Origin of the sequence: Kocuria rosea, assembly GCF_006094695.1 — a bacterium.
In the GTDB taxonomy this organism is placed as follows: domain Bacteria; phylum Actinomycetota; class Actinomycetes; order Actinomycetales; family Micrococcaceae; genus Kocuria; species Kocuria rosea.
Genome location: NZ_CP035103.1, coordinates 324,948 through 339,731 on the forward strand (window position 1 = coordinate 324,948; position 14,784 = coordinate 339,731).

Genomic DNA, 14,784 nt, shown 5'->3' on the forward strand with positions numbered 1-14,784 from the left:
GGGGACGCAACGCTGTATGACGCGCAGAGCTGCCGCCCTCCGGTTCGAGGTTCCTGGTTCGGTGGCGGCAGAGTGGCGCTGAGGTACCTCATGTGACGCGGTAGATACCGATGTCAGGGCGCCCTGTCGTGGGTCAGATGTTGCCGTGGCAGCCAGCGTGGTTCGCGCCTGTGGTCAGTCGAACAGGTTGGTGAGGCCGGGGGCGAGCAACAAGATGGTGGGCACGGAGATGAGCGCAGCGGCTGCGCCGATGACTGTTGCTTTTTGCCCCGTCGGCAGGGGTGTGGCCTCCAGCCGCAGGATGCGATGACGAGCATCCTCGGTAGGGGCCGTTCCTGTCCAGGTGCCTTGGAAGCGGTGCGAGGGAGCAGCGAATCCACCGGTGCTGACAAGGACGACGGCTCGGGCGAGGGTACGGTCGTCGACGCTCCGGCGGGCGCTGTCGTCGGCGAGCATCTCGACGAGGAGCCCGACTTCGCGGTGGGCGCGGTCGGCGATGGGGAACCAGGGCAGGGAAGCCCTCCAGGCGCGGAATAGCATGAGCACGATGTCATGGCGTTGGGTGGCATGCGCCTTCTCGTGCTCGATCACCGCGTCCAGCTCGTTTTCATCGAGCAGTGACAGCAGTCCGGCAGAGAGGACGGTCATCGTGGTGAACGCCCCGGGGAGGCAGTAGGCGATCGGGGCGGGGTTGTCGAGGAGCCGGGTGCCGGGGGCCTCGGGCAGCGGTGTGCTCAGGAGCAGGACCAGCTGGGCATGGCGCCGACGATCGCGTTCGGCGCGCACAATCGTGACGATCAGGTTCAGCAGCAGATGCCCGCCGAGCAGAACTGCTCCGGACAGCGCGAGGATGTGCATCGGGCCTGCGGGCACCCATGGCTGATCTCCCAAGAAGCTGGCGGCGAAGCTGATGCCGCCCGTGACCAGGTCCGGCCCAAAAGGGGTCAGGCCGAAGGTGAGCAAGGCCCCGAGCATCGACAGCCCGCCGGCCAGGGCGACGGCCTGCCAGAGCACCAGTGCGGTGGCGGGGGCGCAGGTCGGCCACTTGGCGTGCGAGAGAAGGATTGGGACGGGCCAGGCCAGGGCGAGGGCAAATGCCGCGAGGGCGATCGAGGCGCTGATCACATGGACTCAGTGGTCGTCGAGGAGGCGCCGCAGCGTTTGTGCTTCCTCGGAACTGACGCCCCCGACGAAGCGTTCGAGTACGGCGGCCCGGTCGTTGGCTGTTCCGAGGACCTCGTGCATGAGGGAGGCCATGTGCTCCTCCCGGGAGGCCGCAGGTAAGTAGCGGTGGGGGCGGAAGGTGCGTTCCCGTGTGACGAAGCCTTTGCGCTCCAGGCGGGACAGGACGGTGAGCACGGTGGTGGCGGCGCGGGGGCGGCCGCTGTCGGTGGCTAGGGGGAGCTGGTCCTGAAGGTCGTAAGCCGACAGGGGGGTGTCCGCCTGCCAGAGGATCTCCATGATGGATCGCTCCAGGTCACCTAAGGAGGTTGCACGTTTCGATTCGTTGGTTGCCACCGGCTGATTCTAGCGGACCGACCCACGTGTTCTACAGTGGTGTAGAAGTAGTTCTACGACTCGTAGAATTACTTCTACACCACTGTAAACAGGCTTGGGGGACAACCCATGGATCCGTTGGAGATCGCCCGGTGGCAGTTCGGGATCACCACCGTCTACCACTTCGTGATGGTCCCGCTCACGCTCGGGCTGGGTCTGCTGGTGGCGCTCATGCAGACGATGTGGGTGCGTACCGGCAACGGGCGTTGGCTGCGGATGACGAAGTTCTGGGGCAAGCTCTACCTGATCAACTTCATCATGGGCGTGGCCACCGGGTTGGTGCAGGAGTTCCAGTTCGGGATGGCCTGGAGCGAGTACTCCCGCTTCGTCGGCGATGTCTTCGGGGCACCGTTGGCGATGGAGGGCCTGCTCGCCTTCTTCTTCGAGTCCACCTTCCTGGGCCTGTGGATCTTCGGCTGGGATCGCCTGCCCAAGAAGCTGCACCTGGCCACGCTATGGACCGCGGTGCTGGGCTCCGTGGTTTCGGCCTTTTTCATCATCGTCGCCAACTCCTGGATGCAGCACCCGGTGGGCGTGGAGATGGTGGACGGCCGCCCTGTGATGAACGACGTGTGGGCGGTGCTGACCAATAACACGGCCCTGGTGGCCTACTCCCACACTCTGGCCGGAGCGGTGGCAGTGGGCGCGGCGTTCCTGATTGGGGTTTCCTGGTACCAGCTGTGGCAGCGCCGCCGGGACAACATCGACACCGTCGACGATTCCGGTGCCGTGGTTGTGGGGGAGCGGGCCGATATTCCCGGGCGGGACCGGGTCGACCACGCGGTGTGGCTGTCCAGTCTGCGCATCGGTGCGGTGGTCGCCGCCGTCGCCTTCGGCGGGGTCGCCGCCACCGGGGACCTGCAGGGCAAGCTGATGTTCGAGCAGCAACCGCTGAAGATGGCTGCCGCTGAGGCGGCCTGCCACGATGGCACCAGCTTTTCGGTGCTGGCGGTGGGCCCGCTGGGAGCCCAGGACTGTGACCAGGTGACCAACGTCATCGAGATCCCGGGCCTGTTGTCGTTTCTGGCCCACGGGGACTTTGACACCGAAGTCAAGGGCGTGAACACCCTCATCCCACAGTACGAGGCCGCCTACGGCACCCACCTGCCTGAGGACCCCATGTACGGGCAACGGGCCGGCCAGAAGATCGACTACCTGCCCCTGATGGAGGTCACCTACTGGGGGTTCCGCCTGATGATCGGCTTCGGCATGCTCGCCGCGGGGTTCGCGGCGCTGGCGCTGTGGATCACACGGAAGGGCACCGTCCCGGCTTCCAAGCCCTTGATGTGGGTGGCGGTGGCCTCCATCCTGGCACCCTTCGGGGCCAACATTGCCGGGTGGGTGTTCACCGAGATGGGGCGGCAACCGTTCGTGGTCGTCCCGAATCCCAACCCCAGTGGTGTGGACGGGGTGTACATGTACACCGCCGCTGCCGTCTCCCCGGGAGTCAGCGGGGAGGAGATCCTTTTCTCCCTGGTCACCCTCGGGCTGATCTACGCGGTCCTGCTGGTGGTGGAGACGATGCTGCTCGTGCGCTACGTGCGCGGCGGGGTCGCCTCGGCCATGCCCGAGCTCGCCCACCACGAAGATGACCCCGCCCATCCCGAGGGCATGACCGGTCGGCGCGATGACGTGCTGGCCTTCGCCTACTGAGCCCGACGACCACAGAACGGCCCCTGACATGGAACTGCTTCCCACTCTCTGGTTCATCGCCATCGCGGTGCTGTGGACCGGGTTCATCCTCCTGGACGGCTTCGACCTGGGCGTGGGGATGCTCATGCTTACCAGTACCCGCGATGAGCGCCAGCGCCGGCAGATGCTCAATACCATCGGCCCGGTGTGGGACGGCAACGAGGTGTGGCTGATCACTGCAGCCGCCGGGCTCTTCGCCGCCTTCCCCGACTGGTACGCCTCCTTGTTCTCTGCCCTGTACGTCCCCTTCGTGTTCGTCCTGGTCGGGCTGATTTTCCGGGCGGTGTCCATCGAGTACCGCGGGAAGGTCCACAGCGACCGGTGGCGGCGGTGGGTGGACCGGGCCTTGGGGATGGGGTCGTTCCTGGTCGCCTTCGGGCTAGGTGCTGCCTTGGCTTTGACCACTACGGGTCTGCCGCTGAACGCTAACGGCGACCGCGTCGGCGGGGCCTTCGCCTGGCTCACGCCCTACGCGCTGCTCGGGGGGCTGGCGCTGGTCGGGTTCTGCCTCGTGCACGCCGCGGCCTTCCTGGGACTGAAGACCGAGGGCCCGGTCCGGGTGCGTGCCCGCCGGTTCCTCCTCCGCTTCGGTCCGGCTGCGCTGGTGCCGCTCACCGTGTGGGTGTTGGCCGTTCAAGTGCTCCACGACACGGCCTGGACCTGGCCCCTGGTCGGTGTCGCGGTCGTCGCCGCGCTCTTCGGGTGGACCAGCGCCCGCCTGGGCCGGGAAGGCCGCGCCTTCGCCGGTTCCGCCGCACTGCTGTTCTGCGGTCTTACCTCAATCTTCGCCAACGTCTACCCCGTGGTCCTGCCCTCCACGATCGACCCCGCCCACCACCTGACGGTGGCCAATGCCTCCAGCAGCGACTACACCCTGGGGGTCATGACCGTCGTGGCGGCCATCGGCTTGCCCGCGGTGCTGCTCGCTCAGGGCTGGAGCTACTGGGTGTTCCGCCGGCGCCTGACCACCGGCCATCTTCCCGCCCCCCACCCCGTCCTTCCCGCCGTTGCCCCGAAACTCGCCACGGGCACCCCACGTGAGGGTGTGCCGGGGAGAGGCGCGGACGGGAACAGGCAGGCATGAAACGTCCCCCACTGGGCCCCGGCGGCTCTGCAACAGTCTTTACCCTCAGCCTCCTAGGAGCGCTCAAGGCTCTGGCCCTGATCGGCATGGCCGAAGCCCTGGCTCGCGGCATCGTCGGGGTCATCGCTCATGACACGGCGGCCTGGCAACGGGCTCTGCTGGTCGGGATCGGCGCCGGGTTGCTGCGTGCCGGAACCACCTGGGCCACCCAGGTCGTCGCCGTCCGCGCCGCCGGTCGGGCGAAGCGGGGGCTGCGCCGAGAACTCGCCACCGGCCTCATGGCCGGTGGTGGCCACGACGTCGGCGCCACGACCACCGTGGGCACCATCGGCCTCGACGCCCTCGACGACTACTACGCGCGCGTGCTGCCCTCGGTCACCGCCGCCGCCGCCGTGCCTCTGCTGGTCGGGGCGAGGATTCTGGCCGCCGACTGGGTCAGCGCCCTCATCATCGTGCTCACCGTGCCCCTGATCCCGGTGTTCATGGCACTGATCGGACTGCACTCCCAGGACAAGGCCGGGGAGTCTTCCGCCGTTCTTCAACGGCTCTCCCACCACCTGGTCGAACTCGCCCGTGGACTGCCCGTCCTCGTGGGCCTGGGGCGGATCGAGGAGCAGGCTGCGGCGTTGCGCGATGTCTCCGAGCAGCACCGGCACACGACCATGGTGACGCTGCGCACCGCTTTCCTCTCCGCGCTGGTGCTCGAGCTGATCGCCACGCTCTCGGTCGCCGTCGTGGCGGTGTTCGTCGGCGTGCGTCTCGTTTACGGTGACCTCGACCTCCTGGTGGGGCTCGTTGCCCTCATCCTCGCCCCTGAATGCTTCGCCCCCTTCCGCGACCTCGGCGCAGCCTTCCACGCCTCCCAGGACGGCATGGCAGCCCTGCATCGCTCCCGGGAGATCGTCGCCGAGTCCCCGGCCCCCGACATCCGCAGAACGACGCCGCCGGAATCGAACCCCGCAACGATCAACCCCCGGCCGGACACTCCGGCGGACCAGGCACCCCTGGTGCGGATCAGCGGCGTGGTCGTGCGCTACCCAGGACGGGCCTCCCCAGCAGTATCCGGTCTCGACGCCGAAATTTTCGGCGGAACCATCACCAGCGTCGAAGGCCCCAGCGGCAGCGGCAAATCCACCCTGCTCGGGGTCCTCGCCGGAACCATCGAAGCCCAAAAAGGAACCATCCACGGGATCGACCCGGCTGCAGTGGCCTGGGTGCCTCAGCACATCCACACCGTCGGCGAAACCGTCCTCGACGAGATCCAGCTCTACGCCCACGACACCGCCTCCGCCCACCACGCCCTCGCGCGAGTCGGACTGACCGGGCTGGCCGAGGCGGACCCGAACCAACTCAGTCCCGGGGAGCTGCGCCGCCTGGGCCTGGCCCGGGGCCTGGCCCGCATCACCGCCGGGGCCAGGCTGCTGCTCCTCGACGAGCCCACCGCCCACCTCGATCCCGCCAACGCGCACCGCATCAGAAACCTCATCGACAACCTGCGCGGCACCACAACCGTGATCCTGGCTTCCCACGAAACCGAGATCACTGCCCTCGCCGATCAGACAGTGCTCCTGGGGCAGCCCGCCAGCCCCCGCGGGGAGGGGGCGCACCGCCGGCCAGGAACCACCGCCCCGGAGGAGCCGCCGGTGCCCGATCGCCAGGGCGAGGCGTCCAATTCTTCACTCGCCGAGACCTCCGGTGGTGCGTTGGGCGAGCTCGGGGCGTTCATCGCCTCCACTCGCTGGCGCGTGCTGGGGGCCGCGGCCCTGGGGACGGCCTCAGCCCTGTTCGCCGCCGCCCTCACCACGCTGTCGGGCTGGCTGATCGTGCGCGCCAGCGAGCAACCGGGAATCATGTACCTGATGGTCGCCATCGTCGGCGTCCGCTTCTTCGGCATCGGCCGTGCCGTGCTGCGCTACGCCGAGCGACTGGCCACCCACGATGCCGTCCTGTCCGCCACCACCGAGCTCAGGTCCCGGATCTGGGCCGGGCTAGCCGCCCGCGGCCTGGCCTCCCGGGCCCTGGCCACCGGTGGGGCGGCGCTGGAGCACCTGGTCGAGGCCGCAGACCGGGTCCGTGACCTGGCACCAAGGGTCCTGCTGCCACCGATGGCCGGGGCCGGCACCGCCCTGGGGGCTGTCGTCACCGTCACGGTCCTGTGTCCCAGCGCGGTGCCCACGCTCCTGGTCGCCGTTTTCGGCGGGCTGCTCGCCGGGCCCGCCGCGGCGCTGCTGGCCGATCGCTCGGCGGCCCGCCACCTCACCGTCGTTCGCTCCAAAGTGATCCGCCGCTTCGCCGCGATGGCCGCCGCCTCCAGTGAGCTGCGCGCCAACGATCGAACCGAGGACATGCTCGCCCGGCTGGACGACCTCGAGCAGCGCGCGGACACGTCGACCCGCTCCAGTGCCTGGGCGCGGGGCCTGGGCGAGGCCGTCGTGGTGCTGGCCTGTTCTCTTTCCTCCGTGCTGATGCTGGCTACCACCGCCGAAGCCCTGGCGGCGGGCACGATTTCCACACCGGTCGTCGCCGGACTCGTGCTGCTGCCTCTGGGCCTGATCGACCCGCTGCTCGGCGTGGTCGATGCGGTACAGCAGTGGTCCGCGCTGGCCCAGTCACTGCGCAAGGTCCATGCCGTCACCTCCACAACCACCCGTCACGAGCGACCTCAGCCCCCCGCCGGGCTGGTTCCGGCTCAGGTCCAAGAGCTGACGCTGGCCGACCTGGCCGTCACCTGGCCCCAGGCGCCGGCCCCGGCATTCCGCCACCTCCAGGCCACCGTGCGACGCGGCCAGTGGCTCGTCGTTGAAGGTCCCTCCGGCTCAGGCAAGTCCACCCTGCTGGCGACCCTCCTCGGCCACTTGCCCGCCGCGGAGGGCTCATGGCAGGTCAACGGCTCCGACAGCACCACCTTCGACGCCCGGCAGCTGCGGCGGTGCTTCGCCTGGTGCCCCCAGGAGGCACATCTGTTCGACTCCACCATCCGCGGCAACCTCCTGCTCGCCCGGGGTAAAGACGATCGGCCCACCGATGAGGACATGTACGAGGTCCTCACCCGTGTGGGCCTGGGCCCCTTCCTGGACAGCCTTCCCCGGGGCTTGGACACACCAGTTGGGCCCAGCGGCGGGGAGCTCTCCGGGGGGCAACGTCAACGCGTCGCCGTGGCCAGGGCACTGCTCACCCGCGCCGACGTCATGCTCCTCGACGAACCCACCGCTCACCTCGACGCACCAGCTGCCGACTCGCTGATCTCCGACCTGCGCTCAGCACTGTCCGACCGCATCGTCGTGCTCGTGACCCACCACGCCGAACAACGTGCTGGAGCAGACGTCCACCTCCGCCTACCAGGGGTGCACCAGCACCGCCCACCGCAACCCAGGGACCATGCGCAGGCCAGAAACGGCGACCGGTCACTGACGCGTGTTCTCTGACCGCCCCGCCAACGCAGACGATCTCCCAAGACATCACAGCCCCAGATGAGATACACCTCTCCCGGGGACTCCGCGCGACCTGTCCTCAGCCGCCGACGCTCGGCCGGCCTGCGCTGGCGCGGGTTGATCCACATGGCTCCAACGGGACGTCATGGTGCATAGAACCGTCCCGTCACGAGACACTGCTCGATTCCCTCACACTTCCGGGGCGGTGGAAGTGTCGGTGCTGTTGTTTGCTGTGGCGTCTTCCGTGGATTGCGTAGTGGCGGGGCGGGGTGCGCGGCCCAAATCCACCACACGGTAGATCAAACCCGCCACCAGACCCCCCAACAACGGGGCGACCCAGAACAGCCACAGCTGGGACAGGCTCTGCGCGCCACCGATGGCCGCGGTGCCGGTGGAGCGGGCCGGATTCATCGATCCGCCGTCGAACGGCGCCAGGATGGTGAGCAGGAACGCGAAGGTCGCCCCGATCGCCACCGGGGCCAGTACCGCGTTGGCCCGTGGGGCGGTTGAGCCCAGGACCACGAGAACGAACAAGGTGCTCGCCACGAACTCAATCAGAAGCACGGTGGGCCAGCCGGCTTGGGAAGTGGAGTTCTGCCCGTAGCCGTTGGCCACCGCCCCCAGAGCCTGGGCGGTGGTGGCGGCATCGATCAGTGTCATCAGCACCGCCCACAGCAGCCCCACCGCGACCAGGGCCCCCAGCACCTGGGCCACCACGTAACCGATGGCGACCTTGGGTGATGTGCGCCCGGCCACGACCGCCGCCAGGGTCACGGCAGGATTGAAATGACCCCCGGAGACATGCCCGAAAGCCACCAATACCGCCAGCAGCCCCAGCCCGAAACCCAGTGCGGAATCGATGACCTGGGTGGCGAAAATCCCGGTGCCCACCCCGGCGAAAATCAGCACGGTAGTGCCCGCGAACTCCGCCGCCCACCGGGCACCGGTGGAGGGAGCCGGGGACACCTCGTTGGTGCCGGAATCTTTGCGCACCGCTTTCGGAACCGGAGCCACCAAATCCTGAAAGTCGAGGGCGGCCGTTCCAGCATCACGGGCGGGCGCTGTGGATCCCGCAGCAGCAGGTTGTGCGGTGTTGTCGGTCATAGGGGTTCTCCTGAACGTTGTATCGACACGGCAGGGCCAGAAGGGAAGGCCAGTAAGTCCGGGCGCCGGGCGCCGCTGCAATAGGACCACGGCTAGCTGAATGGTTTTTGAGCACGGGCTCAAATGTGTCGGCCCCACAGCAGGTCCTTGCTGGTCGGTCGCCTCACTCAAGGCTGACAGAGAGGGGACTGGCGAAGGCGCTTTCCCATTCTGTGGGTTCAGCGGATGTGTTGTGGGAGCCCATTCTTGATACCGCCGCCTCGACGGACCCACCCGCTGCTGCAGTTGGGTCCGGGCTCAGTCTTCGCATCGAGCGGAGGTGAGCACGAGCCCACGCCCGGCGCCGGCGGTCCGGGCCAGGGCCAGCTCCAGTGGGCCCTGGCCGTAGGCGCGCTGCCAGGCCACCGCGAACACCGCCGCCCCGCCTGCGTGGATGAGGAACCACAGGAGGGGCACCTCGTAGTGCACCATGGCGGCCAGGGCCAGCAGGTGGGCGGTGTAGAGGGTCAGGGTCATGGAGCCCGCAGCACTGAGCGGCAGCAACCAGGCGCCGGCCTTCCGCCCGATGAGCAGGAACGCCCCCAGCACGGCCGCACCGGAGCCGAGGCCATAGAGGATCGCGATCGGGGTGTTGGTGTGCGGACCGGGGATTAGCAGCCACCACCACGACGTGTCGGGCAGGACGGGGTCGGGGCCCCAGATGATGATCTCGTCGATCTGCTCCTGGCTCAGTCCCGGGGTGGAGCTCATCAGCTGGTCAAAGCCGCCGGCCTGCATGATCAGCACCCAGTAGACCAACCACGCGGCCAGAGCCAGGACCAGGCCCGCCCCGAGCAGCCGGACCTGGACGTGCAGGGACCGCAGGTTGAGCCGGCCGATGGCTACGCCGGCAAGCAGGTAGGTCAGGTATGGGGCCGCAGGGTAGGTACCGGTGAACAACAGTTGGGAGAGCACCGTGCCAGGGTCGGTGAGCACCCCGGTGATGGTGGGATTGTAGACCTCCATCGCGGGCAGCACGCCGCGCAGGGTCTGCATCAGCACCGGGGCGGTCACCGCGGTCACTCCGGCGAGGATGAACAGGGTCCGTGCGGGTAGGTGCAGGAAGGGGATGGCCAGCAGGAAGAACATCCCGTAGTAGGTCAAGATGTTGTAGGCGGGCGGGTCCTCCGGCATGACCTGGTTCACGAGCAGGCCCAGCACAGTGATCAGCACGGCCCGGATGAGCAGCCCCACCCGGTCGGCGGTCATCGTCCGGCCCCGGTGGGCTGTGCGTCCGCCGGTGGAGAACGCCAGCCCGACCCCGGCCAGCAGCGCGAACAGGGCCGCGGCCCGGCCGGCGAACAGCTGCCACTGCAAGGTGACCTCGTAGGTCTCGGGGTCCCAGGCCGGCAAGATGTGGATGGAGAACATCCCGACCAGAGCCAGACCCCGGGCGGCATCGACGCCCACCAGCCGGGATTTTTTCACCAGCGGGAGACCTGAGTCCCCAGTTGGCCCCCGCGTCCCCGAGGTCGGGTGGTGGATGCTGACCATGCTGGTGGGCTCCTTCTCTCGGATGTACCGGCGGGCCCCCGCCCACCGGTCCGGGCACTCCAGGCCCCTCCACCCCCATTTGACCAGGGCGGATTGTCCCGGGCTTATCCTTTCCCTGTGCCCTGGCTGTGTCCGCTGCCGCGTCTCCGGGCGCGCCATGCGGGCCTGCGAACGGTCGTCTCCAGGTCCGCCACCATCAGCACCACGGATGTGCACCAGGCCGAGAACTGGCCGAGATGGTCGGCGCCCGGGTCTTCCACACCCTGGACGGCCTCTCCTGGTCCCATAGGACCCTGCAGGCCACCGGCAGGCCACGCACCTGGGAACGGTTGGGGGCGGCGGGTCGTGTCGGCGTCCCTGGCCGTCCCAGCCGGCTTCCGGTGACGTCAGCCGGTCCACATAGGGGTTAGCGGTCCTCGGTGCGCTGCTGCAACTGATCCAGGTAGGCGTTGTAAGCATCCAAATCCGGGGTGCCTCTGACGGCGGCCTCGGCCTCTTCGCGGGCGGCGTTGCGCGCATCCTCGCGGTGCCACTGGCTCATGATGAACAGCAGAATCAGCACGGACGGCAATTCACCGTAGGACCAGGCCAACGAGCCGGCCAGGACCTGGTCGGCCATCGGGTCAAGGTTCCAGCTGCCTGGCGGGGTGGCGAAAAACTCCACGACGGGTAGCGGAGCCATCATGACGATGACGCCGAAGAAGGCGTGCAACGGCATCTCGGGGACGATGTCGGCCAAGCGACTGCCGTAGGTTTGTTTGGCCGGCAACGGGTCGGCCGACAGCAACGGGATCGTGAACAGGATCCCGGAGGCCAAGAACAGCAGTTCCAGCCCGATGTGGCCGTACCAGGTGGGCAGCAACCGGTCGTCAAGTCCGCTGAGATACACCCCGTAGAAACTGACCAGGAACAACGGAACCAAGAAGGCAGGATGGATGGCGAGCCTGCCCCACCTCGAACGCAACCCCCACAGGGCCAGGCGCAGCACCACGGCGCCGGGCCCGCGATGGGGTGCAGCCCGCAGCAGCAAAGTGCCCGGGCTGCCCAGGACCAGCAGCGCGGGAACGAACATCATCAAAGTCAGCTGCTGGAACATGAACACGGAGAACATGCGCAACCCGTAGCCTTCAATTCCCGCGCCCATGATGACCGCTGTGACCGCGCACCCGGCGAAGAAGCACAGGGTCCGCCACACCGGCCACCGCCGGCGTGCCCTCCACAGCCGGGCCGCTCCGACCAAATACAACACAGCCAGCACCAGCGCGATGGCCGGGATGAGTGGAATTGGTTGCAACGTGGGGGCCAGGAAGTTCTCCAAGCTCGGCGGCTCGGACGGGACCCAGACCGGCCCGGCCATGTTGCGGTCAACCATGGTCACGGAAAGCATCGACTGCCATGAGGACATTTTTGCATGCCACAGAACGGTCCCGAGGTCCGGATCGGGCCCTGAGCCCAGGACCGGTCCAGGAGGGACGGGCCTGCCACGCCGGCCTCTCCCCGGACCTGCCCGCGATATTGGGGATCGGGGCCGAAGAGCCCCGGTGGATTCCGGTCCCCGGCGCACAGCTGGGCCGAGCATGGGAACCGGTTCACGTCTGGGCCCGTCAGCTTTTGCGCGGACCCGGCCACGGGTGCTGATCCTGGCGTGCGAACGGAGATCATGATGGGTTGCGGCGCTTCTCCAACAGGTCCTCCATGTACTTGATCTCCGAGGTCTGGCTGGTGGCGATCGATTGCGCCAGAGAGGTCACCACGGGGTTGTCAGTGTGCTCCAGGATGGCTTGGGCCATGGCTGCTCCGGCTTGGTGGTGGGGGATCATCAACTCGAGGTAGAGCCGTTCGGCCTCCTGGCCTTGGGCGTCCTCCAGCTCGGCCAGCTGCTCGGCGGTGGCCATGCCCGGCATTCGCGCGTCCGGACCAGGGCTCGTGGAGTCCATGCCGGGCATGGATGTGTGGTTCTGGTCGCCGTCGTCCATCCAGGCCATGGCCGGTTGGGATGAGGCCTGGGGCAATCCCCACACGGAGAGCCAGCCGTACATCTGCCCGGCCTGTTGTTGCTGGGTGCGGGAGATGTCGTATGCCAACCGGCGGATCTCCGGGTCTTCCGTACGGTCACGGACCAAGGAACTCATTTCCACCGCCTGCAGGTGATGGGTTTGCATGTCGCGGGCGAACCCGGCTTCCGGGCTGCCCTCCGCCGGGGTGGACGACGTCGGAGCGCTCAGCTGCCCCACCGCCCAGCCGGCCGCCACCAACAGCACGGCCGCCAGCACCAGCAGGACCCACCGTCCCCGGTGCCCTGCCGAGCTCCTGGAGGCGGCGCCGGTGGTGCTGGTGCTCATGCGACCCGGCTGGGGGCATCGATGCCGCCGGTGCAGGATGCCCCGGGCTCCGGGGCGTCGGGGGACTGCCAGTACTTGGTCACGAACTGCTCCAGGCGCTCATCTTCCGGGGAGTCCAGGGCGACCTGAGCCCCCCACGCCGAGATCATGATGGGGGCGCCCAGGTCCTCGTAGGGGGAGAGCACCACGTAGGTGTCCGGGACGGCCTGGCGTAACTCAGCCACCTGGTCCTCGGACAGGGCGGAGGGGTCGTAGGCGGCCCACACGGCCCCGTGCTCCAAGGCGTGCACGGCGTTCTCCTCGGGCACCGGCTCGGTGTAGACCCCGCAGTTGAGCCAGTCACTGGCGTGGTCCCCGCCCACCGGGGGGGACTGCTCGTAGTCCACCGCGGTCTCCACGTGGGAGTTGCCGAGGCCCTCGTAGGTCTGCAGCCCGGCGATCTCGATGTCCTCCCGCGCCTGGGGCGGGGGATCGTTGATCACCGCCACCGTCACCAGGGCCCCGACCGCCGCGACAGCCGTCACCGCGCCCGCGCCCGCCAGGAGCCGCCGCCTGCGGGTGGCCCGGGCATCGGCCGCCCAGTGCTGATCCAGCAGCGCAGCACGTTGCTGCCGCGCCCGCTCCGGGTCCGTACCGCCAGCCATGCGTCCTCCTTGAAAGGCCCAAAAAGGGTCTTGCTCCTCATGAACGGGCAGGACAGTAGCTCACTGCGCTGAGCCTTTCCTGCAAGGCCTTCTTCGGAAGATCGTCCACCATCCACTCCTGGACATGTCGGCGAGTGTGCATCCTCGAGCGCAGGAGAGGCGCGTCCTCGGTGGCTAACGGCGACGACGCAGAAGATCCAGGCCTGGGGCGGGATGTGAGGACCGGGTGCGCACTCCTTGCTGGTCGTTCAAAGAGGACGCACCCGGAGTATGTGATGCCTGAACCGGCTCAGCGTAGGCAAACCTGGACCGGCCCGGAGCCGACGTTGACGCTGTCGAGGACCGCCTGGTGGCCGTTCCGGCCGCCGTGCACGGCCTCGCCGCCGCCGGGATGGACCCCGATGTGGGCGCCCCCGGGGAGCAGTCGACGAGGACATCGGTCTGGGTCTGGACGGTGGAGACGCGGGCGCCGGACTCAAGTGGTCGGCCGGTTAGCCGCGGAAACTGGTTCAGGCCGCGCCCAGCGCATCACTCACCGCCCCAGTGCAGGCCTGATCCCGGACGGTGTCACCGAAACGACCGATGTCCGACGGGGGTGCTTTCGGAGAGGAGCACTCCCGCAGCAGGTGAAGGGCGCAGCAGGTGCGCGTGAGGTAGAGGCGGTCCGGCCCCGGGTGAGAGCGGTCCGGGGATCTGCTGCGGTGACCATGTGGGGCACCGCAGCAGCGAGTCCGGCTCAGCGGTAGGTGTAGTACCCGTCGACGGGCATGGCGTTGACGGAGTGGACGAAGGTGCCCTGGGTCGGGTTCAACGCAGAGACCATCTTGCCGCCACCGATGTAGATGCCGATGTGGTTGCCACCGTTCTGGGACACCAGGTCACCGGGCTGCGGGGTGGCGGTCGGGGTGGCCGCGGCGATCTGCTGGGAGCTGGTGCGGGGGATGTCGATGCCGTTCTGGGCGTAGACCCAGCCGGTGAATCCGGAGCAGTCCCAGGCCCCGAAGGAGGTCCCGCCCCAGACGTAGCCGGTGCCCACACCCTGCATGGCCGTGCCCACGATGCCGCCGGCGGCCGGGGCGAGTTCGGTGGTGGCGGTGGACTGCGGGCTCACGCTCGAGGTGGCGGCGCTCTGCTGCGGGGCCGGGGCCTGGTCGGCGGGGGCGGCGGGCTGCGCGGCGACCGGGGCCTGGTAGGTGTAGGAGGCCAGATCGGCCATCGCCGAGGCCGGAGCCGCATAGGAGGACCCGGAGGCGGCGGGGATCTCGGCGTAGGCCTGGGCCGGAGCGATGGAGCCCACCAGTGCTGCGCCGGCGGCGGCGACGACGGTGGTGGTGCGCACGGCGCGCGAGGAGGTCTCGGCGCGGTGGCGGGCAGTGTTCTGCGTGAAAAGCGACATG

Annotated in this window: 11 protein-coding genes; 3 read left to right on the top strand and 8 right to left on the bottom strand. The window is 68.6% G+C overall.

Annotation, left to right across the window (positions count from 1 at the left end; translation table 11 throughout):
• Positions 1–174: 174 nt before the first annotated feature.
• Together EQG70_RS01460 and EQG70_RS01465 are read right to left on the bottom strand one after the other, a co-directional pair.
• The gene (locus EQG70_RS01460; protein ID WP_062737393.1) at positions 175–1,125 is read right to left on the bottom strand and encodes a M56 family metallopeptidase; all 951 of its coding nucleotides are present in this window, start codon (positions 1,123–1,125) and stop codon (positions 175–177) included.
• Positions 1,126–1,131: 6 nt separating this feature from the next.
• Positions 1,132–1,461 carry a BlaI/MecI/CopY family transcriptional regulator gene (locus EQG70_RS01465; protein ID WP_062737392.1) on the bottom strand — a complete coding sequence of 110 codons (330 nt, stop codon included), beginning with the start codon at positions 1,459–1,461 and terminating at the stop codon, positions 1,132–1,134.
• Between the two features lie 165 nt (positions 1,462–1,626).
• Between EQG70_RS01465 and EQG70_RS01470 the strand changes: the two genes are divergently transcribed.
• The 3 genes from EQG70_RS01470 to cydD are packed head-to-tail and all read left to right on the top strand — an operon-like array spanning position 1,627 to position 7,758.
• Positions 1,627–3,210 (top strand): cytochrome ubiquinol oxidase subunit I, encoded by a 1,584-nt coding sequence (locus tag EQG70_RS01470; RefSeq protein WP_062737391.1) that lies wholly within the window; start codon positions 1,627–1,629, stop codon positions 3,208–3,210.
• 28 nt (positions 3,211–3,238) lie between these two features.
• Complete coding sequence (gene cydB, locus EQG70_RS01475; protein ID WP_062737390.1) at positions 3,239–4,333, top strand: cytochrome d ubiquinol oxidase subunit II; 1,095 nt, start codon at positions 3,239–3,241, stop codon at positions 4,331–4,333.
• Positions 4,330–7,758: a thiol reductant ABC exporter subunit CydD gene (gene cydD, locus EQG70_RS01480; RefSeq protein ID WP_062737389.1), complete on the top strand. Its 3,429-nt coding sequence runs from the start codon at positions 4,330–4,332 to the stop codon at positions 7,756–7,758. The genes cydB and cydD overlap by 4 nt, the downstream gene beginning before the upstream one ends.
• 195 nt (positions 7,759–7,953) lie before the next feature.
• Here the strand turns inward: cydD and EQG70_RS01485 are convergent, their stop codons facing one another.
• From EQG70_RS01485 to EQG70_RS01510, 6 genes are all read right to left on the bottom strand, one after another.
• Positions 7,954–8,868 (bottom strand): MIP/aquaporin family protein, encoded by a 915-nt coding sequence (locus tag EQG70_RS01485; RefSeq protein WP_084271836.1) that lies wholly within the window; start codon positions 8,866–8,868, stop codon positions 7,954–7,956.
• A gap of 297 nt (positions 8,869–9,165) precedes the next feature.
• Positions 9,166–10,335 carry a heparan-alpha-glucosaminide N-acetyltransferase domain-containing protein gene (locus EQG70_RS01490; protein ID WP_219930791.1) on the bottom strand — a complete coding sequence of 390 codons (1,170 nt, stop codon included), beginning with the start codon at positions 10,333–10,335 and terminating at the stop codon, positions 9,166–9,168.
• A gap of 472 nt (positions 10,336–10,807) precedes the next feature.
• Positions 10,808–11,773: a cytochrome c oxidase assembly protein gene (locus EQG70_RS01495; RefSeq protein WP_062737404.1), complete on the bottom strand. Its 966-nt coding sequence runs from the start codon at positions 11,771–11,773 to the stop codon at positions 10,808–10,810.
• Between the two features lie 286 nt (positions 11,774–12,059).
• Entirely contained in the window at positions 12,060–12,743 is a 684-nt protein-coding gene (locus tag EQG70_RS01500) for a DUF305 domain-containing protein (protein WP_062737386.1), read from the bottom strand.
• Positions 12,740–13,387 (bottom strand): DUF3105 domain-containing protein, encoded by a 648-nt coding sequence (locus EQG70_RS01505; protein ID WP_062737385.1) that lies wholly within the window; start codon positions 13,385–13,387, stop codon positions 12,740–12,742. The genes EQG70_RS01500 and EQG70_RS01505 overlap by 4 nt, the downstream gene beginning before the upstream one ends.
• 736 nt (positions 13,388–14,123) lie before the next feature.
• On the bottom strand, positions 14,124–14,783 hold the full coding sequence (locus EQG70_RS01510; protein WP_062737384.1) for a C40 family peptidase: 660 nt from the start codon (positions 14,781–14,783) through the stop codon (positions 14,124–14,126).
• Position 14,784: the final 1 nt, after the last annotated feature.